Consider the following 25,816-nt stretch of genomic DNA (forward strand, 5'->3'; position numbering starts at 1 on the left):
GCAAAAACTAATTACCTATGATTAAAATAAAAGAAGCCGCGGTTGATTCCGTGCAGCGCGCTCGTGAAATGATATCACGTGGGGCCAATCGTATTGAATTAAATTCACGACTTGATTTAGGTGGCATTACACCTGATACTAAAAAAATTATTGATACATTAGCAATTGCTAATGAGTTACCTGTTGTTACCATGGTTCGCCCACGTGGTGGTGATTTTGAATATAGTAGTAGTGAAGTCGAACAAATGTTGGATACCATGCAAATAATTGCTGATGTTGGCGGTGAGATAGTCACTTTTGGTGCTGTCTCCGCCGATGAACTAGACTTTGATAGTATGTCTATTTTAATTGGTTGCGCTCATAAATTGCATTTACAAGTTGTCATGCATATGGCATTTGATCAAATCGCAAACCATAAACAACAAAATGCGATGAATTGGCTATCTGACCATGGTGTCAAGCGGATACTAACTCATGGTGGTCCACTGTCAGTACCAATCATGCAGTCACTGCCCCATTTGCAAACACTAGTCAACAGCGCCCCAGCAAATTTAACAATTTTACCTGGTGGCGGTGTAACAAAAATGAATGCTGAAGCCATAGCTAATATTTTAGGCGTTAATGAGGTCCATGGCACACAAATTGTTTAATTTTTAGCACGATACGATTTTAAAATCAGGGAGAGCTATGATGGATAACAAAAAAATAATTGTTGTTGGTGGGACAGGTTTTGTTGGTCAGGGCATCTTATCAGCTTTGAACAACAAGGACTTTGAATTGCATAGTTTATCACGGCACCAATTCATTCCCACTGAAGCAACTGACCAAGTCACTTACCACGCTGCTGATTTAAATAAGCCTGGAGAATGGCAAGATTTGCTCAGAGAAGCGGATTGGGTTGTCGATGCTGTAGGAATATTGCTACCCAACCCTTTCAAACATATTAATTACCAAAACAGTAGCGTTCAGCCCGCGCAAAGACTCTTGGATGTTCTTGCGACAACGCACCAAACTAAGTTTTTGTTTGTATCCGCCAATGCGACACCCTTCTTTTTAAATGCCTATTTGCGGGCCAAATTAACCGTAGAGCACTCGGCTAAAGCCCTATTAAACGACAGAGCTTATAATGTTTATCCTGGTATTGTCTATGATAAATCAAGAATTTATTCTTATATTCCCGCTATTATTCTTGTAACCCTGCAACGCATTCCTGGATTAAAATTTTTACAGCGTTATCGTCCTGTAAGTCGCAAAACCTTTGCTATAGAAGTTGAAAATATTTTAAATGGCAAGGAAAGCGCCCTATTGAAACGAAATATAAAAATAAAATAACTGCTGAAAAAGCGTTCGACCAAATCATTTAGCCGAACGCTTTTTATTATCTATAACTTGATTTTTAATGAACATAGACCGTTACTACCGTAACAACACCGAAAATTACACCTGGTATATTAGCTAGAATAACAGGCCAATCCTTATAGGTCTTTAGCCAGCCATAAGTCACCCACAAAGTTGCATTGACCGTGGCACACAATGGTTGAAGTACCGATACAGGATTTCCGGATAGATTAGCTGTAATCTGTGGAATATAAGAAATATACATCAAACAACAAAATACTACCGCTACCTTACTTAACAGTTTCAGAAATCTAATTCTCTCTTGACTAACTTCTTTTCTTGACTCTTTCGGGACGTAATTGTCGTAATTCATTGGGTTCCTTTCATATGTAAATACAATGTTTTCATTATAACATTATGTGATTTTTATGTAAAATACGCCACAAATATTGCTTTTTATTTTAGAATGAATGCTATGTTCGTCACATTCAAGAATTTAATTTAAAATGATTCTTGATTTTTGAATTCAGAACGTTGTATAATAAAAACAGATTAGAATTGTTCTAACAAAGAAAAGGAGAAATTATGACTACAAATTTTATTGATTCAGAAATAACAGATTTCAAAGTGAATGCATATCACGATGGTGATTTCACAGAAGTAACCAAGAAAGATACCTTAGGTAAATGGGGTGTTTATTTCTTCTATCCTGCCGACTTCTCATTTGTTTGCCCTACTGAATTGGGTGACTTAGCTGATCACTACGCTGACTTCCAAAATATTAATGCTGAAATTTATTCTGTATCTGAAGACAGCGAGTTTGTTCACAAGGCTTGGGCAGAAGCTACGGATACAATTGCTAAAGTAAAGTATCCTATGTTGGCTGATCCAGCTGGTAAATTGGCTCGTTTCTTTAATGTTTTAGACGAAGATGCAGGCTTGGCTTTCCGTGCAACTTTCATTGTTGATCCTGAAGGAAAAATTCAGTCATATACCATCAACAACATGGGTATTGGCCGTAATGCTGAAGAAATCTTACGTACACTTGAAGCTGCACAATTCGTTGCTGAACATGGTGACCGTGTATGCCCTGCCAATTGGCACCCTGGTGAAGACACAATTGCTCCGAGCTTAGACTTAGTTGGTAAAATTTAGAGGTTACGAAATGACTGAACCACACATTTATGACACAATTATTATAGGTGGCGGACCTGCTGGTTTATCAGCCGGTATTTACGCTGGCCGTTCAACAATGGATACCTTAATTATTGAGGGTGACCAAATTGGTGGGCAAGTCACAACAACCTCAACTGTTGCAAATTATCCTGCTGTTGAAACAATTGATGGTACAGCATTAGTCAATAGAATGCAGCAACAGGCAAAAAGTTTTGGTGTTCAATTCGTTTTTGATACCGTGACTAATTACAATTTTAGTGATGAGGTCATAAAAACAGTTACTGGTAAAAAAGATACTTACCATGCACGTAGCATCATCATTGCTACAGGTGCTGAACCTCATCAAGTTGGTTTCCAAGGTGAGCAAGATTTTCGAGGCCGTGGTGTGGCCTATTGCTCAACTTGTGATGGTGAATTATTTAGTGGATTAGAAGTATTCGTCATCGGTGGCGGCTATGCTGCTGCTGAAGAAGCTGATTACCTCACAAGATTTGCACGTCATGTCACCATTGTGATGCGATCTAATGACTTTACTTGCCCGCCACTAACTGCTGATCGTGCACGCCTCAACCCCAATATCACCATTTGGCCAAACACAGAAATTCAAACGGTGGCTGGTCAAAACTACTTAACTGATGCAACCTTTATTAACAACAAAACAAATGAGCAAACTACTTACCATGTTGCTGATGGTGATAATACATTTGGTATTTTTGTTTACGTAGGCACAGATCCGCAAACAAAAATGTTCCAACATGATATTATGTTGGATGAGCACAAATATATTGTGACTGATTTCCAAGGTCAAACGAATATTCCGGGGGTGTTTGCTGCTGGGGATGTCATTTCTAAGCCACTTAGACAAATCGTCACGGCGGCATCTGATGGTGCCAATGCCGCTACTAGTGCAGAGCTATTTGTGTCAGAACAAAAGCATAGGCTTAATATTCCGGTTAACCGTTCCGCAGTGTCCGCTCCAAAAACCGACGTTACTAAAGGACCTACAAGTACTATTGATGCAACTGATCATTCTGCCCTTCCCACTCACACTGGACAGTGGTTCGCAAAAGAAATTATACAAGCCTTACAACCTATTTTTGATAAACTTACGCAAGATGTTACCCTGCATCAATTGACAGACGACTCATCAAAAAGTCATGAACTTTCCTCATTTTTGGAAGAGTTTAGCCAACTAAGTAGCCATCTGAAATTTAAAATGGAACCTACTAGTACTGAACTAGAAAGCAAATATCATGTTCACCACATGCCAAACTTTAGATTGCTTACTGACAATGATGAAGATACTGGAATTCAATTTAGTGGTATTCCTACCGGACATGAGTTAAATTCTCTAGTTCTAGCGCTCTATAATATTGCTGGGCCAGGTCAAACAATTGATACAGAGCTTGTCCAACGTATACAGCGTTTACCAAAAACAGATCTGAATATTGGTGTGTCATTAACTTGTCATTTTTGTCCAGATGTTGTGGCTGCTTGCCAACACATTGCCGCAATTAATGATAATGTAACTGCCGAAATGATTGACTTGCAATTATTCCCTGAACTACGCGAGTCACATCATATCATGAGTGTACCCGCAATGATTATTAATAATAGCGATAATGTTATTTTTGGTAGCCAATCACTGGAAGAAATCGTTTCCGCCATCGAGACAAGCAGCCCCTTGCCTGTCCATTGATTTAAATCAAAAAAAAACAAACTACTCCAGGTTAAGTAGTTTGTTTTTTTATGCATACGAATATTAGAAGTGAGCCAACTCCGCTATTATTACGTGATACAATTAAAGAATGATAAATTAAACAAATAAAACGTTTGTAACTATGATATAAATATTTTCTCGGCTGCAACAAATGATAAAAGGAAGTACACAGAATGCCCTTAGATGGACTATTTACGCACGCGATTGTGCATGAACTAAATGATTTAATTACAGGTGGCCGCATCACCAAGGTGCACCAACCTTATCCAAATGAAATTGTACTCGTGGTCCGTAATAATGGGCAGAATTATCCGCTCCTACTGAGTGCTCATCCCAGCTACGCACGTGCCCAAATCACACGTATTCCCTACGAAAACCCGCAAACTGCACCAAACTTCGTAATGTTTTTACGACGCTATTTAGAAGGCGCTAAATTACAAAAAATTGAGCAAGTTGAAAATGATCGTATCATTAATTTTTACGTTAATGCACGTAATGAATTAGGGGACATGCAAGAAATCCGCTTAACCTTAGAGATGATGGGACGCCACTCAAACCTATTTTTAGTTCGTGAAAGTGATGCCCGTATCCTGGAACTAATTAAACATGTTCCTGCCGACCAAAATCGTGTCCGTTCTTTGATTCCTGGTGCAACTTATGTTTTGCCTCCTGCCCAGAATTTGAAGAATCCGTTTACTGCAGGGCAAGATGGTTTAGCTCAAATGATCCTAGATACACCTCTCGAAGAATGGCCTAAATACATTCAAAAAACGTATCAGGGATTCGGAAGAGAATCCGCGGAAGCATTGGCTCGAGCAATTAATCAGGCAGGTGATCAATTAGCACATGCCCGTGAATGGTTGGCTCATTTTGACCATCTCGCCCCCACACTTTTCACTTCAAAAGATGGTTCTCTTAGCTACTCTGCCTTTGACTGGTTGCAAGACAGCGTGTCACAAGAAGAATTTCCAACGTTAGGCACCATGCTTGACGCCTATTACATCGGAAAAGCTGAAAGAGAACGTGTCAACCAACAAGCCGGTACCCTCGTTCGGGTTGTTAAAAACGAATTGAAAAAAAATACGGCTAAGCGAAAAAAATTATTAAAAACACTTGAAGACGCTGAAAATGCTGATGAGTTAAAAGTCAAAGGCGATTTGTTAATTACCTACCCTCACCTCGTTCAAAAAGGAATGAAAATCGTATCTATTGAAAATTATTATGATAATAATAATTTACTAGAAATCCCCTTAGATCCTAAACTAAACGGTCTGAAAAATGCTGAAAAATATTTCAACAGATACCGTAAATTACGTACGGCCGTAGATTTTGTTAATGAGCAAATTGCGTTGACCGACGCAGAAATTGATTATTTTAATAATATTGTCGCACAATTAGATGTTGCATCTCCAAAGGACGTAGAAGATATCCGCCTCGAATTAACCGCTGAGGGATACATTCGCGCCAATAAGAAAAATAAACAAAAACCAAAGGTATCAAAACCTGATAAATTCGAAAGTTCCGATGGTACTTTGATTGAAGTTGGTAAAAACAACTTACAAAACGAAAGACTTTCATTAAAACAAGCTGATCGTCGAGATATTTGGTTGCACGTCCAAAAAATACCAGGATCACACGTTATTATTCATGATTCTAATCCTTCAGATACAACGCTTATTGAGGCCGCAAAGCTCGCTGCTTACTTCAGCAAGGCGCGTGAATCTGCCAATGTCCCCGTTGATTATTTACCTGCCGGAAAACTGCGCAAACCAAATGGTTCAAAGCCAGGTTTTGTTATTTTTGAAGGACAGCAAACACTATATGTTACGCCCGATGCTAGTTTAGTTTCAAAACTGAAAATAAAATAATAAAAAGACCAAAACAAATGCTTTGGTCTTTTTTTGTTCCTCGAAAAATCTACTTTTTTATAGCTTGGTATAAAATAAATGGTGCTTGTGTTTTTTCATTTAACCAACTCTTATAGTGATACTCTTGTTCTATTTGTTGGATTTGTTCTGCTGAAAAATCTTCTAACTTTGGATACCGAACTGTAATTTCACTAAATCCTGCTCGCTTTAAATTCGTTTCATACATACGATTTGGCCAGTTAAAATCATGCAAAATAAGTTTTTCTTGCGAGTCCAGATTCAACTTTTCAACACGTTCTTCACCATAACTATAAGATTTCCCCGGTTCACCATTTTGAAAAGTTGAAAATGGTACACCCGTGGTATTTGGATTAGTATCTAAAATGATGAAGTGACTGTTTGGTCGTAATGTTCGATAAATTTCCCTCATAATCTTTAAAATTCGTTGTTCAGACTGATTGTTAATAAAAACATAGCACGCAATCGCACCATCTACTGAATTATCAGAGATAAAATCTAAATTATCTTTTTTAACAATTTTATAATCAATTTGCTGATGCTTACGCTCTCTTTTCGCAATTTCAATCATTTTAGCAGACTCGTCAACCGCAACTATATCGGCTGATAGTTGGTTTGCTAAACGCAGCGAAACTTTTCCAGGGCCACATCCATAGTCTAATATTTTCTTTGCTTGAGTCGATTTAAAAATCGACAAAACAAAATTATATCCCAAAACCTATTCTAATACGTCATTATAGTCGTTAAACTGATTAGCCACAACTTCATCCTTAAATAAATTTTCTGTCATTGGACACCATCCCTCTACTCATTTTTGTTGGCCATCTATTCAGCAAAAGATGTTGATATACTGGCAAAAGATGGTCAAATAACACCTGGTCCACTTCCTCGTGATAATAAATCATTTGGTAAATACTAGATAAGGCCAATATTTGTTGCCAATACGACGATAACTCAGTCTGTTGAATGTCCACCCAATTCATTGTTAATTCTTTTTTTCTTAATTTTTCTTCATAATGCATTAGCTCATGTACCATCGCCCAATTATTTCCTTGCGGCATTTTAGGAGAGATAAATGTTTGCTCATTTGATTCATTGAGCACATGCGTCACCCACTGATTATCAGGTTCATAAATATGCATTGTGCCCACGCTATGGTAATATTTTCCAACTTTAAGATTCAACTCTCGTGCCATAAATTCTTGGATAAAGGTGAATGAAAAAATATCACTTACTATGCCTCGAAACGCATCATTTGCTCGCATGTAAGCCACCATATTAAGTTGGTTATTTCTAATTAAGAACTGCAATCCCAATGTGCAAGATACATCTAAATTTTGATTAATTGTTAATTCGTGCGCATCAAATATTTGGATTACCGCTCGTTTCGAATCAGCATCATTTAGCAGTTCTTGTTTAACGTTCTGCCATTGATTTAGGTTTTGTTCCCCAAAATGAAACAGCTTTTTGCCGTATGCCGTACCGGTTAGTATTTGCCCGTCCATTGAATAATCAGGCATTCGTTTATTGTAATAGCTGATGTAAGACAAGCTATTGTTTCCTGTTAGATACCACAATGCCTCCGCAAAATTAAAGATAATATTTGTTTTTCTCGTTTGGCTATATACAATTCTCTGTACGGGATTTTCAATTTTAAAATTAACACCTAATTTTTCCCGACTACTAAATCCTCTGGGCTCATTGAAAAATTCTGCATGATGATATATTTCATTTAGTTCGGCTATATAGGCATCATCAAAGGTTTCATATGTTGTCATTTAACTCAACTCCCTCATTCAACGCTACTTTGACAATACTTTATTGTGTTGTAGATAATTGTCTATCACATTACTTATTTGTGAAAGGCAACTATTCATATTTTCGTAATAGATATACTCTACGTCCCCAATTACACCAAGACCACGTATCAAATATGCATAGTCAACATCATTCTTTAAAAGCAAAATAATCTTTTTATGAAATGCTGACGCCCAGCCAATTTCAATATGGGTACCTGGTGATGCTGGGCTACCCGGAAAAGCCATTAAAACATCACAATTTTTTATGGAATTAAAATCAGCATCTGTACATTGAGTGGGGGTCATCATTTCTAATCCCCAATTCTCTCGTTTGTGCGCATTATCCACAAACATTCCTTTATCTTCTAACACTTGCATTACTTGCTGCAGTGCCTGTGTAGTTTCCGTATTGACTCGATTGTTTTGATTCAAAAGTTGTTTGAAAGGTGCCGCCAAAAAAACACGTTGATTCACAAAATTGCCTCCTAAATTTTCAACACATAGAAAAAGAGCGTTTGCAATAATAACAGTTATATTGCAAACGCTCTTAGATATAGTATGGCTGTTTATATGATTGCAAAAAAATCATATATTCATACTTTCCTACGCTGCTTGCTACAGATCAGGTTCAAAGGGTTCAAAGATTATCTCTTCTCTCTCAGCTTTTTTAAAAGCACCCCTAGTATGTTAATTAATCGACTAATAACAAAATCGAGTGTAACACACTTGTTCAGAAGTATGCAAACAAATTATTTTACCAAATAGTCATTTTAAGACGTTAATTCCCGTTATGACGCGATTATAACCATAAAAGTCAATACCAATACATTAATTGGGTCGTACCAATTAATGTATTGGTATTGACTTTTTAAAAAACAACCTTTACGATGAATATGTAAAAACACGGCTTGATAATGAATTGGTGTTCGCCAGGTTCAGATTAATTATCAATTTATTTCTGAACTTTTCACTATACTTTGCAAAGTTAATTTTATATCTTGCAATATTTTTTACGCAATCTTAGCATGCACCTTGTGTATGCATTGTCACAAATTGGAGGAAGTATCAAATGAATATCGATTCAACAGATTACCTGAACAATTTAGATGCCTACTGGCGAGCTACCAATTATTTGTCAGTTGGACAACTCTATTTGTTAGATAACCCATTGCTTAAGGAAAAGTTAACGGCAGAACAAGTTAAAATTCACCCAATCGGGCACTGGGGCACGATTCCTAGTCAAAACTTTATTTATGCCCATTTAAATCGTGCTATTAATAAATTTAATTTGAATATGTTTTACATTGAGGGGCCTGGCCATGGCGGACAAGTAATGATTTCAAATGCTTATCTTGATGGTAGTTATACCGAAGCATTTCCAGAAATCACACAGGATGAAGCGGGTATGCAGAAAATGTTTAAGCGTTTCTCTTTCCCCGGTGGCGTTGCTTCACATGCTGATCCTAAAGTACCTGGATCGATTCATGAAGGTGGTGCTTTAGGCTATTCTATCTTGCACGGTGCTGGTGCTGTATTGGATAATCCAGACCTCATTGCTGCGGTTGTTGTTGGCGATGGTGAGGCAGAAACGGCACCCCTAGCCACTTCATGGCATGTTAATAAATTTTTGAATCCTAAAAATGATGGTACTGTATTACCAATTTTGAATTTAAATGGCTTCAAGATTGCGAATCCCACAGTTCTCTCTCGAGAATCTGATGAAACACTAACCGAGTATTTCCACAGTCTGGGATGGCACCCTTACTTTGTAAGTTCTTTTGACAAACCGATTATGCAAGTTCATGAAGAAATGGCAAAAACCATGGACACAGTATTTACTGAGATTAAAGACATTAGAGAAAAAGCCGTTCAGCAGACAAATGAAGAGATTACACGACCACTTTGGCCAATGATTGTTTTACGTTCACCTAAAGGCTGGACAGGGCCAAAAACTTGGGATGACAAGCCAATTGAAAATTCATTTCGTGCACACCAAATTCCAATTCCTGCTGACCAAAATCATCCTGAATATATACCACAACTTGTTGATTGGTTACAATCTTACAAACCAGATGAATTATTTGATGAAAACGGTCAGTTAACACAAGCTATCCAAGAAGTATTACCGAAAAAAGAGCTACGTATGGCCAATAATTCGGTCACCAATGCTGGTATTATCAAACCTTTGATTTTACCTGACATTGACAATTATTTGGTAGAAAATAATCAGCCAGGCAATAACTTAGCTCAAGATGCTATTTTGTTAGGCGACTATTTGCGTGATATCATCAAACTTAATCCTACTAACTTCCGTGGCTTTGGCCCAGATGAAACAGCTTCTAATCGTTTCCAAGACATTTTTGAAACAACTAATCGCCAATGGCTATTACCAATCAAAGAACCTAATGATCAATTCATGGCACCTGAAGGCCGTATTATTGATTCTATGTTATCAGAGCATTATGATGAGGGGATGCTTGAAGCTTATACGCTAACCGGTCGTCATGGATTCTTTGCCAGTTATGAGGTCTTTATTCGTGAAGTTGATGACATGATTGTGCAACATTTTAAGTGGCTGAATCATTCTCATGACGTTTCATGGCGTAAGGACGTGCCGGCATTAAATATTATTGCTGATTCAACTGTTTTCCAACAAGACCATAATGGTTACTCACACCAAGATCCTGGTGTAACAACAATGTTGTATGAAAAGCAACCAGACTTCATTCGCGAGTTCTTCCCAGCGGATGCTAATAGCTTGGTCGCAACATTTGAACATGCTGCGCAAGCAACGCAACAGATTAATTATATTGTGGCCAGCAAACATCCCCGCTTACAGTGGTTCTCACCTACTGAGGCCAAACAGCTTGTTACGCAAGGATTACGTGTCATTGATTGGGCAAGTACTGACAAAGGTGAAAAACCTGATATTATTATTGCTTCAGCTGGTTCTGAACCAACGACAGAAAGTTTAGCAGCAATACAAATTTTGCACGAACACATACTATCATTAAAAATACGTTACATCAATGTATTGGATCTATTTAAACTACGGGCCGATGCCAGCTATGGCTTAAGTGATGATGAATTTGATGCTTACTTCACTACTGACACACCAGTATTATTTGCATTCCATGGCTATGAACCAATGATTGAATCTATTTTCTTCAAACGACACAATCACCACTTAGCAGTTCATGGTTACCGAGAAGTTGGTGACATTACAACACCATTTGATATGCGTGTTCTTAACAAAATTGATCGATTTAATTTAGTTAAAGCTGCTATTAATCTCTTGCCAGAAAATATTCGCACCAAGCAAGCAGCCCTCGTGCAAGAAATGACCGATAAGCTCGACCTACACGTTGCGTATACTAGGTCAAAGGGAACGGACTTGCCCGAAGTAGAAGATTGGCGCTGGCAACCACTTAAGTGACCTCTTTCTGTTATTTCATTAGAAATTCAAAGCAACAAGAAAAAGGATCCTAATTATTTAGGCTCCTTTTTCTTGTTGCTATTTTTAATTCAGCTCCGGAATAAACATATTTCCTAAAGTTGCTGCCATGACAGCTTTAATTGTATGTAGCCGGTTTTCTGCTTGCTCAAATTGATGCGCATATGAAGCATGAAAGACCTCATCAGTGATTTCCATCTCTTTAATACCAAACTTGTCATAAATATCTTGCGCCATTTTAGTATTCAAATCATGAAATGCTGGTAAATCATGTAACACAATTACCTGTTCGTTGTTTGTTTTTTCGACTAATGTTGCGTTAATTTGATAAGGTGATAATAACTTTATTCTTTCTTCAAACGTATCTTCTTCACCCATCGAAGCCCACACATCCGTGTACAAGACGTCAACATCATTTACGCCATCATCAATGTCATCTGTAACAAGCAATTTTGCACCTGATTCAGCAGCTTTTTGGTTGGCTATATTTAGAATTTCTTCACTTGGTTGCAAACTTTTTGGTGATACAATATGCACATTAACACCTAATATTGCCCCTGTTACCAACAGAGAATTAGCAACGTTATTTCGACCATCACCCATATAGGCTAAGGTAATACCCGCTATGTGACCTAGTTGTTCCTTAATGGTAAGAAAATCAGCTAACATTTGTGTTGGATGCCAATCATCTGTCAGCCCATTCCAGACTGGCACGCCACTGTAAGTGGCCAATCCTTCCACTGTAGCTTGCGAAAATCCGCGATATTCGATTGCATCGTACATGCTCCCAAAAACCTTTGCCGTGTCTTCCAGGGACTCTTTCTTGCCAAATTGAATATCATTTTTACCTAGAAACTCCGGATGAGCGCCTAAGTCATTTGCAGCAACGGTAAAAGAAGAACGCGTACGCGTTGAAGTTTTTTCAAACAACAAGGCAATATTTTTGCCCTCAAGGTATTTATGCGGTATATTATTTTGCTTTAAATACTTGAAGTGCGCAGCCAAATCGATGAATGTTTCTAGCTCTTTTTTTGTAAAATCAATTTCTTTAAGAAAAGATTTTCCTTGAAAATGTGAATGCATTACCTTGCCTCCAAAACTTTTTTATTTCTTACAATTTCTTTTTTAACATTTTCAACAGCCGTACCGCCTAACGAAGTGCGTCGGTTAACTGCTGTTTCAGATTGTAGTTTGTCGTAAATGTCTTCTTCTATTTGTGGGGCTACGGCTTGCAAATCAGACAGAGACATTTTTTGTAATGGCATTTTTGATTGAATACCTGTCAAGACTAATTGACCCACAATTGCATGGGCTTCACGGAATGGTACACCTTTAGTGGCCAAGTAATCCGCTAGTTCAGTCGCATTCGAAAAATCATCTTGTGTTGTGGCCAGCATACGCTCTTTATGAACCGTCAAGCCACTTAGCATACCCGTAAACACCTTAACAGAGGCTAGAACCGTATCCATAATATCAAAGACCTGCTCTTTATCCTCTTGCATATCTTTGTTGTAGGCTAGTGGCAATGACTTCATCGTTGTCAACAGACCCATTAATGCGCCATAGCTTCTTCCTGTTTTTCCACGAACTAATTCAGCAAAATCAGCATTCTTTTTTTGTGGCATAATTGACGAGCCGGTTGAAAAATCATCTGATAGTTCAATGTAATTAAATTCGTAAGTTGACCACAAAATTAACTCTTCTGCCATTCTGGAAAGGTGCATCATTAATATAGCGGCGTTTGACAAGAATTCTAAAGCAAAATCACGATCTGACACGGCATCTAATGAGTTGTGATAAATACTGTCAAATCCCAGTTCTGAAGCAACAAATTCACGGTCAATCGGGAAAGTTGTCCCGGCTAATGCCGCTGCTCCTAACGGCAAAATGTCTGTATGCTTTTGGTTAAATTCGAAACGTTCATAGTCACGTTGAAACATTTCAAAGTAAGCAAGAAGATAGTGACCATAAGTTATTGGCTGCGCATGTTGCAAATGCGTATACCCAGACATGATGGTTCCTGCATGAGTTGTCGCCAAAGTTAACAACTCCTCTTGCAATTCGGTTAGAGATTCTAGAACGTGGGGCAAACGATGCTTGACCCATAAATGAAAATCAGTGGCCACTTGGTCATTACGGGAACGAGCAGTATGCAATTTTCCTGCCACCGGACCTATTTTCTCGGTCAATAATGATTCGATATTCATATGAATATCTTCGTTTTTAACGTCAAACTCAATTTTTCCAGCAATGAGTTCTTCATTGATGATTTTCAAACCAGCAACGATTTTTGCTGATTCTTCCGGACTTATAATGCCTTGTTTGCCAAGCATTTTCGCATGTGCTATCGAACCTTCAATATCTTCAGCTGCCATTTTTTGATCAAAGTGAATTGAAGCACCAAATTCATCTACCCATTCTGCAGCTTTAGCAGTAAAACGACCACCCCATAATTTATCACTCATATTATTCATTACTCCCTTTATTGCTATCTATGTACACGAGCTAGGCTCGTATTTTTTATTTCACTGTGTTCTTTTTCGCTTGTGAATGGACATGGTTGACTTGTTCATAAACCGTATTACTTAGTGTCCACAATTTGATAAAGCCTACCGCAGATGCTTGATCAAATGATGATGATGATGTATATGTTGCCAAATCTTCATCGTATAGTGAGTTGTGTTCAGATTGACGGGCAACCGCAGTGGCATTACCCTTAAACAACTTCATCTTAACCACACCATTGACATTTTGTTGTGTGCTATCAATAAAGGCCATTAAACTATCAAACAATGGTGATACCCACTTCGCTTCATAAACCAAATTAGCTAGCTGTTGTTCCACAATTGGCTTGAAATGAGCAACATCACGCTCTAGTGTCAAATCTTCCAAATCCTTATGTGCTGTCATCAGTACAGCTGCAGCTGGTGCTTCATAAATCTCACGTGACTTAATGCCAACCAAACGATTTTCAATATGATCGATACGGCCAATACCATGCTTTCCAGCAATCTCATTAACCGTCACAATGAGCTTTTCTAATGACAATACTTCACCATTAAGCGCAACTGGCACACCAGCTTCGAAAGTAACATCGATAAATTCTGGTGTATCTGGTGCATCTTCAATGGCAGTTGTTAATGCAAATGCATCTTCTGGCGCTTGGTTCCATGGGTTTTCTAAGATGCCAGCTTCATTGGCACGTCCCCATAAGTTCTCATCAATTGAGTATGGTGAATCTAAATCAATAGGTACCGGAACATCATGTTCTTGTGCATATTGAATCTCTTCTTCACGTGACCACTGGAAATCACGAATGGGTGCTTCAATCTTCATGTCAGGGTCCAATGCATGAATTGCGGCCTCGAAACGTACTTGATCGTTACCATGACCCGTTGAGCCATGCGCAATCGCAACGGCATCATTTTCATGTGCGATATCAACTAACTTTTTGATGATTAATGGACGAGACAAGGCTGATACCATTGGATATTCGCCTTCATACATCATGTTAGCTTTAATAACTGGTGCAACATATTTATCTGCAAATTCAGCTTTTGCATCGATAACGATTGATTGTTTGGCACCAACTTTTAAGGCTTTTGCTTGAATTTCATTTAAATTCTTGCCATGTTGCCCAACGTCCAAAACAACTGCGATAACATCGTACCCTTTATCCTTTAACCAAGGAATGGCTACTGAAGTATCTAAACCGCCGGAGTATGCTAATACTAATGTGTCTGTCATAATTTTGCCCTCATCATTTTTTCTTTAGCTATTCGATGATTATATATTAACCCCGTTTGATTAAATATGCAATAATATTTCGTTTATATACAGTATAAAAGTGAATATATGCTATTTTATTGTATATTTAATAAAAAAAGCAGATAAGACGAATTTATTCATCTTATTTGCTTTATTAATTGTACTGTTTATTCCCAAACTGGGCGCAATAAATGTGTCTGTTCTGGCTTAGGGCCAACAGCGAAACTTAATAGATCAACTTCCAATAATTCAGAAATTCTTTTCAAATAGTTTTGTGCATTAATTGGTAATTCGTCAAACTTCGTGACATCAGTAATATCTTCATCCCAACCAGGCAATGTCTCAAAATTAACATCTAGTCCTTGGAACCAAGTATCTGATGCTGGGAAATGATGAATTTCTTCACCTTTATAAGTATATGATGTTGCAATTTTAACTTCTTTTAACCCAGATAAAACATCTAATGAATTAATAGCTAGTTTCGTTAAGCCAGATACTTGCACTGCATGACGCAATGCAACAGCATCTAACCAACCAATTCGGCGTGGGCGCTTTGTCACAACACCGTATTCATGACCAATTTCACGAATATGGTCCGCTGTATCATTAAACAATTCTGTGGGGAATGGTCCTGAGCCAACGCGTGATGTATAAGCTTTAATAACGCCCACAACATCTTGAATTTGCTTTGGCCCTACACCCGCGCCATTCATAACGCCACCAGCAGTTGGATTTGAACTAGTAACAAATGGGTATGTGCCGTGGTCTACATCTAACATGACCCCTTGGGCTCCTTCGAAAACTACACGTTTGTTTTCTTTCATTTGTTGACCAAGTAAGTAAGATGTATCAGTGACATACGGTGCCAATTGACGACCATATTCAACATATTTATCATATATTTCATTATAGTCAAGCGCTTCTTCACCATATAACTTGGTTAATTGCGCATTCTTGAATGGTAAGTACTCTTTTAATAACTTACCAAAAATTTCAGGGTCAATTAAATCAGCAACACGAATACCAACACGTGAAATTTTATCTGTATAAGCTGGGCCGATACCCTTTTTTGTTGTACCAATACGATTATTTGATGCTGTTTCAGATGCTTTGTCTAATGCGATATGATAAGGCATAATCACATGCGCACGATTTGAAATAATCAAATTTTCAACTGTAACACCCTGAGATTCAACTTCTTTTATTTCTGCTAACAATGCTTCTGGATTAATAACCACACCGTTACCCAAAATAGCAAGTTGTCCCTTTGTGACAATTCCTGATGGCAATGCTGATAACTCAAATTTTGTATCACCATGCCAAATTGTGTGTCCTGCGTTATTACCACCTTGATAACGCACTACTGCGTCCGCATGTTCCGCGAAAAAGTCAACGATCTTTCCTTTTCCTTCATCACCCCATTGCGAACCAACAACAATTACACCAGACATATATTTTTTCTCCTATAACACTAATAGCTGCTTTCAGACGGGATAGGCTTGTCGGAGAAAACTAACTATTACAAAAAATAGTTAATCTGTTTGCACCTATCCGTGAGTGTCCCTCTATCAATGTTGCTTTTTTAGTAAAAAACGAACATTAAATACGTTAATCGCTTTTTACTTATCCATTTTACCATAATTATAAATTATATTTTGAGAATATTACTAATTATTTCTAACATTTATAGTGTATGTCTTAGTTTATTGCTCTTTCAGCTAAATATGAAAGACAATTATTGTCCTTTTTGAAAGTAATTGTAAAAAAAAATACATCCATTGATGTATTTTACCTACCTAATCAGCGGTTGTGTAAACTGCCAAAACGTCTTCATTATCTTCTAATTCATCGACTAACTTATCCAACTTCTCACGATCTTCTTCTGAAATGTCCATTGGATTTTGAGCGATCATTGTCACTTCTGCGTCTTCAAAAACATATCCAGCTTCTGTCAAAGCCGATTCAACAGCTTGGAAATCAGCTGGCTCTGTATAGATTTCAAAAACATCATCAGAAGTTTGCACGTCCTCCGCACCTGCTTCCAACGCAGCCTCTAGCACTGTGTCTTCGTCTAGATCGGGAAACGCACTACGATCAATAGCAAGATAACCCCTGCGATCAAACTGAAATGCCACTGATCCTGAAGTTCCCAATGCACCGCCAGCGTGCTTGAATGAGTTACGAACACTTGATACCGTGCGGTTAATATTATCTGTAGACGCTTCGACGAGAACAGCTACCCCAGCAGTACCATACCCTTCGTAAGTGACTTCTTCAAACTTAGCGCCATTTGCGCCAGAAGCCTTATCTAACGCACGTTGTATGTTTTCCTTAGGCATGTTAGCGGCCTTAGCTTTTTCAACAACTAATCGCAATGACGCGTTCATATCTGGATCTGCACCGCCGGCCTTTGCAGCAACATATAAGTCGTGCGCTATCTTTTGAAAAATTTTACCACGCTTAGCATCTTGGGCGTTTTTACGACCTTGAATGTTATGCCATTTACTATGTCCTGACATTGTGTCATCTCCTTGAAATTAATGAATAACGCTTCTATTTTAACAAAAAATAACTACAATTTCCAGTAAGCACAGTTTAAATCATTAATATTGATTACCGCCCAAAAGCTCCAAATATGACATTGCTGAACTGGCAATCAATGCTGCCAAAATATCGTCTAAGTAAACATTAATGCTATCGGTCTTGTCGTTAATTTCTCCAATTAACCCTGGCTTTAGGTCATCTAACAAACCATAATGCACTGTTGCAGCCGCAGAAAATTGTTGCGTAATTGCAATTGCCAAAATTTCATCAACATTATGACCATTGGCATCGCGTTGCAAGCGTGCTTTTAAGGGTTGGTCATCGGGCATAACTTCTGCTTGCTCATCAAGGTATATCGCAGTCAAAATAATATCAGCTACTTCATCTTTGTAAAGAACATGTGCAATAGATTTGGCCAATACTTCTTCATTAATGGTATCTTTGTATTTGCCACTCAAAAATGTACGTGTGCCTTCGGCGATATCATTGGTAGTCACACCTCGACGTGCGAGCGTTGTGATTGCTGATTCTTGTAATTCTTTAGTCATTTTGGTTTTTCCTTCTTTATATTCTTGGGTTAACATAACGACGAGTTAAGATAACGTGTGGAATTTCATCCAAAGCCGTTTTTACCAACTCTTGTTGTTCTTCAGTAAAGTCGTTAATTGCCACCATTGTATAGGCATAATTTCCAACAGCACGATTACTTAACTGTTCAATGTTGATATTATGATCACCAAAGAACTTTGAAATTTGTCCCAACATATTCGGCACGTTTTCGTGAATAATACCAACGCGATACTTAGTCGTGAATGGTTCATTAATATCTGGATAATTAACTGAATTTACAATATTTCCTGTTGTTAAATACTCATCTAGTTGACGTGCAGCCATCAAAGCACTCGTGTCCTCTGCTTCAATAGTTGATCCACCAATATGCGGCGTAATAATAACCTTAGGATTATCAAACAAAACACTGTCAGCAAAATCAGTGATATAGACACGTAACTGATCACTATCCAACGCTTCCTTTGCAGCTTCATCATCAACAATGCCGCCTCTTGACAAGTTGAGTAACGCAGCCGTTGGCTTCATCAGATGCAATTTATCCGCATCAATGAAATAACGATTTTTCTCTTCTAATGGAATATGAACAGTCACATAGTCGGCTTGCTCTAATACTTCCTCAACACTTCTTGCATGAACAATATGACGATCGACACGCCAAGCTGTATTGGCATTCAACCCAGGATCATAACCAATAACGTCCATATCAAGAGCTAAGGCGGTGTTAGCAACTTTTGATCCAACGTTTCCTAACCCAATAACACCCAGTTTCTTTCCTGCTAGTTCTGTGCCACGGTAACCACCTTTATTTGACTCTGTGCGCAAAGACACATCCCCGCCCCGTGTATCATTAGCAAATTGTATAGCACCAACTACTGGTCGTGCTGCCAAAACTAGTGATGCAATTGTTAGTTCTTTCACGGCATTTGCATTCCCACCAGGCGTATTAAAAATAGCAATACCACGTTTTGATAATTCCTCAACAGGAATATTATTAAAGCCAGCACCAGCACGAACAATGGCACGAACATTATCATCGATTGGTTCATCGTGTAAATTTTGTGAACGTAACAAGATGCCTTTTGGCGCATCATTACCGTTAATGTCGTAGTGATGGTCTTTCAAATAGTCCAGTCCTTTAGAACTAATAGCATTATAAGTTTTAATATTTGTCATTTGTAATTATTTTCTGCTTTCTTCAAAAATGTAATTAAGGCATCAACTGCTTCAATAGGTTGTGCATTGTATAATGAAGCACGGAAACCACCAACCGACCGATGACCACTTAAATTAAATAAACCTTCTTTAGTTGCGTCTTTGGCTATTGCTTGATCTCGTTCTAAGTCTGCTGTAGTAAAGACAACGTTTGTCAGTGAACGTGCCGATTCATCAACCAATGCATGATAAAATGTAGAGTTATCTAGGTAATCATACAATTTTGAAGACTTCTCAATATTTTGCGCATACATACTGTCAACGCCTCCCTGCTCTTGTACCCACTCAAGCACTAAGTTCAGAGCGTAAATCGAAAATACTGGCGGTGTATTATACATTGAATGCTTGTCCAAGTAGTTTTGATAACGCAACATTGAACCTACATTTTCAATATTTTGTTCTTTTAACCAATCTTTTTTGACGATAGCAACCGTAACACCAGCTGGCCCAAGGTTCTTTTGCGCCCCCGCAAAAATAGCATCAAAATCATTGACATCATATGGCTCTGCCAAAATATTTGAACTCATATCTGCTGTTAATCGACCAACGGTTTTAGGCAAAATCGATTGATGGTAGGTAGCACCCTCGATTGTGTTATTGGTCGTTAGATGTAGGTAATCATACTCATCGGCGTTGAAATCTGTAGATAACATAGGTAAATGATGATAATGATCCACTTTGGAGCTGTCCAAAATTGTTGCTTGTTTACCAATAGTAACTGCTGCCTGCGCTGCCTTTGAGGCAAAGTTACCTGAATCTAAAACAGCAATTCTATTCTTATTATTGGCAAAGTTAAGTGGTAACATTTCAAATTGCGTGGATCCCCCACCCTGAATAAATGCAACACCATAATCATCTGATATATTCATCAAATCACGCAAACGTTCTTCAGCGCTGTTAATGATTTCTTCAAATTGCGTGGAGCGATGCGAGATTTCTATGATGGACATATGCGTGAATTCATTTTTGATGAATTCATTTTTAATCTTAGTGAGAACTGGCGTTGGTAGAACACCTGGACCAGCAGAAAAATTATAGTTTGTCATTAAAAATCCCTTTCAATATACAAAAAGACAACACAAGTATACACACCCATGTTGTCCGTCATTTCTACGTTATCTGTACGCAAAGAATCCCGATCACATGAGTGGTCGAGTGGAGGATGATGTTTGATTGAAGAATAATTTGTTCATAATACATCCCTGCTTCTTTGAATAATTTAATAGTACTATACCAGAAAAATTTGTCAACCCTTACTTTTTCAGGTATAATAAAAAAGTTGAACCGCGGATATGGCGGAACTGGCAGACGCGTACCGTTCAGGTCGGTATGGTGGCAACACCGTGCAGGTTCGATTCCTGTTATCCGCATAAAAAAAGACTTAACTTTTCAGTTAGGTCTTTTTTTATATACTTATAATGCTTGCGCAGCAGTAATAATAGCTACTTTATAAACATCCTCTTCATTGGCTCCTCGCGATAAATCAGAAACAGGCTTTGCTAAGCCTTGTAAAATAGGTCCAATCGCTTCAAACCCACCCAAGCGTTGTGCAATTTTATAGCCAATATTACCTGCTTCTAGACTTGGGAAAATAAATGTGTTCGCTTTACCTGCGACTTTTGAATCAGGCGCCTTTGCGGCAGCAACAGATTCAACAAACGCAGCATCAAACTGTAACTCTCCATCAATTGAGTCCGCCAGTTCAGGTGCTAACTTCTTAGCCAATGCAGTGGCAGTTGCCACCTTATCGACCAAGGGTGATTTCGCGGAGCCCTTAGTTGAAAATGAAAGCATCACAACTTTTGGTTCAATATCAAACACTTGAGCTGTGTGGGCTGATTGTATTGCAATTTCAGCCATCGTGTCCGAATCAATGTCAATGTTAATGGCAGCGTCCGCAAATACATAACGCTCTTCGCCTTTTTGCATAATGAATGCACCAGAGATACGTGATGAGCCAGGCGCCGTTTTAATGATCTGCAACGCAGGACGAACTGTATCACCAGTTGGATGTACTGCGCCTGACACCATGCCGTCAGCTTTGCCAGTATAAACCAGCATTGTCCCAAAATAGTTAACATTTTGTAGCCATTTGGCAGCTGTCTCAGCGTCTGTTTTCCCTTTGCGCCTTTCGACAAGTGTCGCATTTAATTTTGCCAATTCATTCTCATCATATGAAGCAGGATCAATCGTCTCTATGTTCGACAAATCAAAGTTATGGGCTTGGGCAGTTTTTGAAATTTCCTGTGCATCCCCCAATAATATTGGCTCGATCAAATTATCAGCTGCTAATCTGATAGCTGCGCCCTGGATACGGGGATCTTCACCTTCCGGAAATACAATTGTCTTATTTTGACCGGTAATTTTATTTTTTAATTGCTCAAAAAGTTCCATAAATTCCTCCAAATTCGCTGCTACGAATTAATTATTTACAATTTAATTGTAACAGACAACTACACAAAAGTCTGTGTATTTAGCAATATTTGTGAATTTATTCACTCATTTAAGCCAATCAATAGGTTGTCGCCCCTTAGCAACTAAAAAGTGATTTGCTTTTGAGAACGGTTGACTTCCAAAAAAGCCACGGTAAGCTGATAGTGGGCTTGGATGGGCACTCATTAAGACGAGATGCTTCGACTCATCAATAAATTGACGTTTCGATTGGGCAAACTTTCCCCACAAAATAAAAACTTTCGGTGCATCATCTTCAGAAGCAATTTGGATCAAACTGTCCGTCAACGGCTCCCAAATTTTCCCTTGGTGCGCATTAGCCTGCCCTTCTGGAACTGTTAAGACAGCATTTAGTAGCAATACACCTTGTGTGGACCAGCTGGTTAAATCATGTGATTGACGAGGCCCAACATCTGTCGAAAGCTCTTTTAAAATATTCTGTAAGGAAGGTGGTGCTGGCACGTTTTCAGGAACTGAGAAGCTCAATCCTTGGGCCTGACCAATATTGTGATATGGATCTTGCCCCATGATGACCACTTTCGTCTCAGGCAAAGGTGTTTTCTCAAGAGCAGCAAATATATTTTTTTGCTGTGGAAAAATATGAGCATCTTCCCGGTAAGTTGATTGAATAAACTGCGCGACTTGTTTTAAATACTCAGGATTTAACTTGGCCTTAACAGCTGGTGCCCAAGTTGTATGTGATAATGGCATTTTCTTCTTCTTTCGTGATAAACTTGTAATTGAATACGAGGTTTGCAAATGACAAAATATCACTTACGTCAACGACATAGTATTAATGATGGCGTCAACATTGTTTTCGACCAAGATTTTAAAGCGTCATATTTAGTGTCTGGCCGTTCTGGTAAAAAATCTGACGAAATTCAAGTTCAAGACATGTCCGGTCGCGTTTTGGTGCGCATCCGCCAAACATCTTATGGTATTATACCAAGATTTACCCTCAACTACCGTGGGCATATCGTCGGGTCAATTAGTTTTACACTAGGCCATATTAGTGACTTTGTTTATGTTCGACATTTAAGCTGGTTAATATCTGGTAATTTCATTGCAAATCGATACTTCATATACCACAATACCAAAAAATTGCTTAGTGTGAAACCGGAAAATCGACCAGATGGTCTATATAATCAATTGAATGTCACATTTGATGCTCAGGCTCCTGTTCATATTGCAATTGCAGCGTTACTCGATATTTGGGGCGTAAAATCAAATCCATTAAAACACTTTAACTGGCTCAAAGGGCCAAATAACTTATCCTATCGCTCAACATACACAAAATAAAAAAGCATGATGTCTCAATTAGCGACTCATGCTTTTTTATATTAAATCATCTCCAAGTGCAATTGTTGTGGCTTTGCCCAACCCATTTTACGCATGAAACGATAACCAACAAATGAAACAATCACGGGAACACCTACACCGATAATCATGTAAGCAGCAAATGCAGCAGGATTTGAACCAGCCAATGCCAACGGAACGATAAATGAATTAAATCCAATACCAGCCATTGAGAAAGGTGCAGTAACATTAAACGCGATTGTTGCGATTGGTGCAGCAATTGCTGCGCCAATCATTGGTGGAATAATCAAGGCAGGATTTTCAGTCAAATTTGGAAATTGAATTTTTGGTGTAACAATACCTTGAGCAATTGTTGCGCCAATTTTATTTTCATGAAATGACATTGCAGGGAAGCCAACGAATACAGCCGTTGTACCAATTAAGATTGCTCCTGCAGCCTCTGGTGAAGTTACACCTGTTGCACCAATTGCCACAGCTAAAGCTGCTGCGGAGGCTGGTGTCATGGTCATTGCACCAAAGGCCATTGCAACAATGGCTGTACCAATAATTGGGTTAACTGCAACACTCGAAGCAATAAACTTTCCGATTGCGACCAATGCCGGTGTCGTAACAGCTGCCAAGTAGTACCCTGACACCGTGCCAACAATTGTGGTCGCCGCCGGTACAATGACCATATCTAATGGTGTCTTACCACTCAACCACTTACCAAACAATACGGCAATCACACCAGCCATAACAGCTGAAATTGGTTGTCCAGTGGTCATTATGGCTGAACCAGCGGCTTGTGCACCAGCGTATCCGGTTGCTGTCACACCCTCCACGGCTTTATCTGTGAAGAAAACAGCGTTAGCACCAACCGCTGAGGCAGCCATCGCACTAAACATAACCATTGTATTCGTTTTCATTTGTGATGCAATCGCGGCGCCAAATGCTGCTGGTAACATAATTTTAGTGATTGCACCCATTTGGACCATTGGTGCCCAGTGGATGAACCCTGCAATCGTCTGCAGCAACAATCCCATACCCAAGGTAACCAAAATGGCGTTTGAGACAGCTGCACTGACTTTATAAACAGTGTCACGAACTGACTCTTTTTCTTGAGCTACTTTTTCTTTAATTTGATCTGTATCAATTTTATGTTGTGGTGTAATTGCGTTTTGTGCCATGTTATTTCTCCTGTTTAATAACTTAATTCCAATATGAGCTACTAACAATCGTTGAGAAAAATAAAACGTCCCAACGATTGCTCGTTAGGACGTTTCCTACCTAACCAGCTACTCTGACTCTTTTAGTAAAGTCTAGTAGCTGATTATTGCTCAAATAACAACCTACTAGACTCAAATGAGAAGGAGGTTGAGGAGGAGTGCGTTATTTTGATGTGCTTGTACATTTTTAGCCATGATGCGTCTCCATTTTTTGAGCGAATTACTCGCTTGTTTCTATGAGTAATAATATACCCTAATAACATTTATATGTCAATACTTTTTTATAAATCTAATAAAACTCTCCAAAACTATAGTATAATAAACAAGGAGGAAAAATATTATGAAACAGATATTTCAATTTATTGGGGCCGTGGTTACAGCGATTATTGGGCTGTTAATTTTGATTCCTGTCATTTTAACAATTATTGGCGTAGCAGTTCCGGTCGTACTTAGCGTTATTGGCATTGCACTCTTCGTTGCCTTAATTATAGCTGCTGTTGCTGGCATTATTGGCTTAGTTGCATTTTGGCGTTTCAGAAAAAATATCAAAGATAACGAATTTGAGTTTGTTAGAAATGGTAAACATTTCAACATACATATTAGTAAGGACGGTACCAAGGTAAACCATCGACGTGATGTAACAAATGACGATGAAGATTAAACTAGCGCAATATGCTCAGCAATTTTCTGACAGCCCAGATACGTTGGTTAAAATAAATGCAGCTCGTAAGGCATTACAGTCCCTTGCTCAGCATACTTTACCCGAAAACCCCCTACCTCAACTTAGTTTTTCTAGTCAAGATATTCTATCCGATTTACGACTGATGCCTCTTGATGATTTACTTTCTGAATTTCGACAAACAATTATTAAGTCTTTTGGCGTCTGGCATTTGCCAAATAAGCTTTGGTTATCGGATTTAAATCAATTTATTGATGGCCGACGAGTTTTAGAAATCATGTCAGGAAATGGCGTTATTTCTAGCCAATTGCGCCTTTTTGGCAATAACGTCATCGCAACAGATAACTTCGACTGGCACGGTCAAGATATACAGCATCCTGATTTATGGACAGAAGTTATCTGTTTAGATGCATTGGAAGCTATAAAAGCAATGTCCTATGATGTGGTTATTCTAAGCTGGGCACCTGATACAGATGAAACGGACTGGCAAGTTCTACAAGGCCTACGTGCGCAACACTTTAATGGTGATTTTATTGTCATTGGTGAAAAAAATGGCGCAACCAATTCACAATTATTTTGGCAGAATGCAAAACTAGCACGCCCCAAAAAATTAAATCAACATCATCAACCATTTGATTTTATTAGTGATCAAGTTTGGTTAGTACAATAAAAAAACGATCTGGCGATAGAAATTATC

Annotated in this window: 24 protein-coding genes, 1 tRNA gene and 1 riboswitch; of the genes, 10 read left to right on the top strand and 15 right to left on the bottom strand. The window is 38.5% G+C overall.

Going from position 1 to position 25,816, the window contains the following annotated elements; translation table 11 throughout:
* The first annotated feature begins 17 nt into the window (after positions 1–17).
* Positions 18–650, top strand: coding sequence for a copper homeostasis protein CutC (locus RHP56_RS06955; RefSeq protein WP_025268291.1), 633 nt, complete (start codon positions 18–20; stop codon positions 648–650).
* Between the two features lie 40 nt (positions 651–690).
* Positions 691–1,332, top strand: a complete 642-nt coding sequence (locus tag RHP56_RS06960) for an NAD-dependent epimerase/dehydratase family protein (RefSeq protein ID WP_102753175.1) — start codon at positions 691–693, stop codon at positions 1,330–1,332.
* A 64-nt stretch (positions 1,333–1,396) separates the two neighbouring features.
* Here the strand turns inward: RHP56_RS06960 and RHP56_RS06965 are convergent, their stop codons facing one another.
* Positions 1,397–1,711 carry a SemiSWEET family transporter gene (locus tag RHP56_RS06965; RefSeq protein ID WP_002815133.1) on the bottom strand — a complete coding sequence of 105 codons (315 nt, stop codon included), beginning with the start codon at positions 1,709–1,711 and terminating at the stop codon, positions 1,397–1,399.
* Between the two features lie 212 nt (positions 1,712–1,923).
* On the opposite strand from RHP56_RS06965, the gene ahpC reads away from it, so the two are divergent.
* From ahpC to RHP56_RS06980, 3 genes are all read left to right on the top strand, one after another.
* The gene (ahpC, locus tag RHP56_RS06970; RefSeq protein WP_102753174.1) at positions 1,924–2,493 is read left to right on the top strand and encodes an alkyl hydroperoxide reductase subunit C; all 570 of its coding nucleotides are present in this window, start codon (positions 1,924–1,926) and stop codon (positions 2,491–2,493) included.
* Positions 2,494–2,503: 10 nt separating this feature from the next.
* The gene (locus RHP56_RS06975) at positions 2,504–4,213 is read left to right on the top strand and encodes an FAD-dependent oxidoreductase (protein WP_102753173.1); all 1,710 of its coding nucleotides are present in this window, start codon (positions 2,504–2,506) and stop codon (positions 4,211–4,213) included.
* Between the two features lie 194 nt (positions 4,214–4,407).
* Positions 4,408–6,102, top strand: a complete 1,695-nt coding sequence (locus RHP56_RS06980; protein ID WP_102753172.1) for an NFACT RNA binding domain-containing protein — start codon at positions 4,408–4,410, stop codon at positions 6,100–6,102.
* Between the two features lie 49 nt (positions 6,103–6,151).
* Here the strand turns inward: RHP56_RS06980 and RHP56_RS06985 are convergent, their stop codons facing one another.
* The 3 genes from RHP56_RS06985 to RHP56_RS06995 all read right to left on the bottom strand — a co-directional run bounded on the left by RHP56_RS06985 (position 6,152) and on the right by RHP56_RS06995 (position 8,393).
* Entirely contained in the window at positions 6,152–6,817 is a 666-nt protein-coding gene (locus RHP56_RS06985) for a class I SAM-dependent methyltransferase (RefSeq protein ID WP_480171604.1), read from the bottom strand.
* A 73-nt stretch (positions 6,818–6,890) separates the two neighbouring features.
* Positions 6,891–7,898, bottom strand: coding sequence for a thymidylate synthase (locus tag RHP56_RS06990; protein WP_462794674.1), 1,008 nt, complete (start codon positions 7,896–7,898; stop codon positions 6,891–6,893).
* A gap of 24 nt (positions 7,899–7,922) precedes the next feature.
* On the bottom strand, positions 7,923–8,393 hold the full coding sequence (locus RHP56_RS06995) for a nucleoside 2-deoxyribosyltransferase (protein WP_014324956.1): 471 nt from the start codon (positions 8,391–8,393) through the stop codon (positions 7,923–7,925).
* A 109-nt stretch (positions 8,394–8,502) separates the two neighbouring features.
* Positions 8,503–8,610: riboswitch (TPP riboswitch) on the bottom strand.
* A 378-nt stretch (positions 8,611–8,988) separates the two neighbouring features.
* Between RHP56_RS06995 and RHP56_RS07000 the strand changes: the two genes are divergently transcribed.
* Entirely contained in the window at positions 8,989–11,355 is a 2,367-nt protein-coding gene (locus RHP56_RS07000; RefSeq protein ID WP_129870232.1) for a phosphoketolase family protein, read from the top strand.
* An 84-nt stretch (positions 11,356–11,439) separates the two neighbouring features.
* On the opposite strand, the gene argF is transcribed toward RHP56_RS07000, so the two are convergent.
* The 8 genes from argF to serC form a co-directional block, all read right to left on the bottom strand.
* Positions 11,440–12,456: an ornithine carbamoyltransferase gene (gene argF / locus RHP56_RS07005; protein WP_025268297.1), complete on the bottom strand. Its 1,017-nt coding sequence runs from the start codon at positions 12,454–12,456 to the stop codon at positions 11,440–11,442.
* Positions 12,456–13,838: an argininosuccinate lyase gene (gene argH, locus RHP56_RS07010; RefSeq protein WP_102753169.1), complete on the bottom strand. Its 1,383-nt coding sequence runs from the start codon at positions 13,836–13,838 to the stop codon at positions 12,456–12,458. The genes argF and argH overlap by 1 nt, the downstream gene beginning before the upstream one ends.
* A 55-nt stretch (positions 13,839–13,893) precedes the next feature.
* Positions 13,894–15,120, bottom strand: a complete 1,227-nt coding sequence (locus RHP56_RS07015; RefSeq protein WP_102753168.1) for an argininosuccinate synthase — start codon at positions 15,118–15,120, stop codon at positions 13,894–13,896.
* A gap of 188 nt (positions 15,121–15,308) precedes the next feature.
* Positions 15,309–16,592: an adenylosuccinate synthase gene (locus RHP56_RS07020; RefSeq protein ID WP_011680143.1), complete on the bottom strand. Its 1,284-nt coding sequence runs from the start codon at positions 16,590–16,592 to the stop codon at positions 15,309–15,311.
* A 345-nt stretch (positions 16,593–16,937) separates the two neighbouring features.
* On the bottom strand, positions 16,938–17,660 hold the full coding sequence (locus RHP56_RS07025; protein ID WP_002815151.1) for a YebC/PmpR family DNA-binding transcriptional regulator: 723 nt from the start codon (positions 17,658–17,660) through the stop codon (positions 16,938–16,940).
* A gap of 84 nt (positions 17,661–17,744) precedes the next feature.
* Positions 17,745–18,233 carry a phosphatidylglycerophosphatase A family protein gene (locus tag RHP56_RS07030; protein WP_011680144.1) on the bottom strand — a complete coding sequence of 163 codons (489 nt, stop codon included), beginning with the start codon at positions 18,231–18,233 and terminating at the stop codon, positions 17,745–17,747.
* Between the two features lie 16 nt (positions 18,234–18,249).
* A complete protein-coding gene (locus RHP56_RS07035) occupies positions 18,250–19,428 on the bottom strand; it encodes a 3-phosphoglycerate dehydrogenase family protein (RefSeq protein WP_014324961.1) in 1,179 nt (392 codons plus the stop codon).
* Positions 19,425–20,513, bottom strand: a complete 1,089-nt coding sequence (gene serC, locus RHP56_RS07040; RefSeq protein WP_011680146.1) for a 3-phosphoserine/phosphohydroxythreonine transaminase — start codon at positions 20,511–20,513, stop codon at positions 19,425–19,427. The genes RHP56_RS07035 and serC overlap by 4 nt, the downstream gene beginning before the upstream one ends.
* Before the next feature lie 240 nt (positions 20,514–20,753).
* Here serC and RHP56_RS07045 point away from each other — a divergent pair.
* Positions 20,754–20,837 (top strand) — tRNA-Leu (locus RHP56_RS07045).
* A 43-nt stretch (positions 20,838–20,880) separates the two neighbouring features.
* On the opposite strand, the gene pta is transcribed toward RHP56_RS07045, so the two are convergent.
* Complete coding sequence (pta, locus tag RHP56_RS07050; RefSeq protein WP_462794675.1) at positions 20,881–21,861, bottom strand: phosphate acetyltransferase; 981 nt, start codon at positions 21,859–21,861, stop codon at positions 20,881–20,883.
* A gap of 105 nt (positions 21,862–21,966) precedes the next feature.
* Positions 21,967–22,629 (bottom strand): uracil-DNA glycosylase, encoded by a 663-nt coding sequence (locus RHP56_RS07055; RefSeq protein WP_011680148.1) that lies wholly within the window; start codon positions 22,627–22,629, stop codon positions 21,967–21,969.
* A gap of 48 nt (positions 22,630–22,677) precedes the next feature.
* Here RHP56_RS07055 and RHP56_RS07060 point away from each other — a divergent pair, with 48 nt between their 5' ends.
* The gene (locus RHP56_RS07060) at positions 22,678–23,217 is read left to right on the top strand and encodes an LURP-one-related/scramblase family protein (protein ID WP_462794676.1); all 540 of its coding nucleotides are present in this window, start codon (positions 22,678–22,680) and stop codon (positions 23,215–23,217) included.
* 41 nt (positions 23,218–23,258) lie between these two features.
* Here RHP56_RS07060 and RHP56_RS07065 read toward each other — a convergent pair whose 3' ends face one another.
* Entirely contained in the window at positions 23,259–24,401 is a 1,143-nt protein-coding gene (locus RHP56_RS07065; RefSeq protein WP_011680149.1) for a PTS sugar transporter subunit IIC, read from the bottom strand.
* Between the two features lie 379 nt (positions 24,402–24,780).
* Here RHP56_RS07065 and RHP56_RS07070 point away from each other — a divergent pair, with 379 nt between their 5' ends.
* Positions 24,781–25,101 carry a hypothetical protein gene (locus RHP56_RS07070; protein ID WP_002815162.1) on the top strand — a complete coding sequence of 107 codons (321 nt, stop codon included), beginning with the start codon at positions 24,781–24,783 and terminating at the stop codon, positions 25,099–25,101.
* The gene (locus tag RHP56_RS07075) at positions 25,085–25,789 is read left to right on the top strand and encodes a class I SAM-dependent methyltransferase (protein ID WP_011680151.1); all 705 of its coding nucleotides are present in this window, start codon (positions 25,085–25,087) and stop codon (positions 25,787–25,789) included. Before RHP56_RS07070 ends, RHP56_RS07075 begins: the two co-directional genes overlap by 17 nt.
* Positions 25,790–25,816 lie beyond the last annotated feature (27 nt).

The organism is Leuconostoc sp. C5 (genome assembly GCF_056530425.1).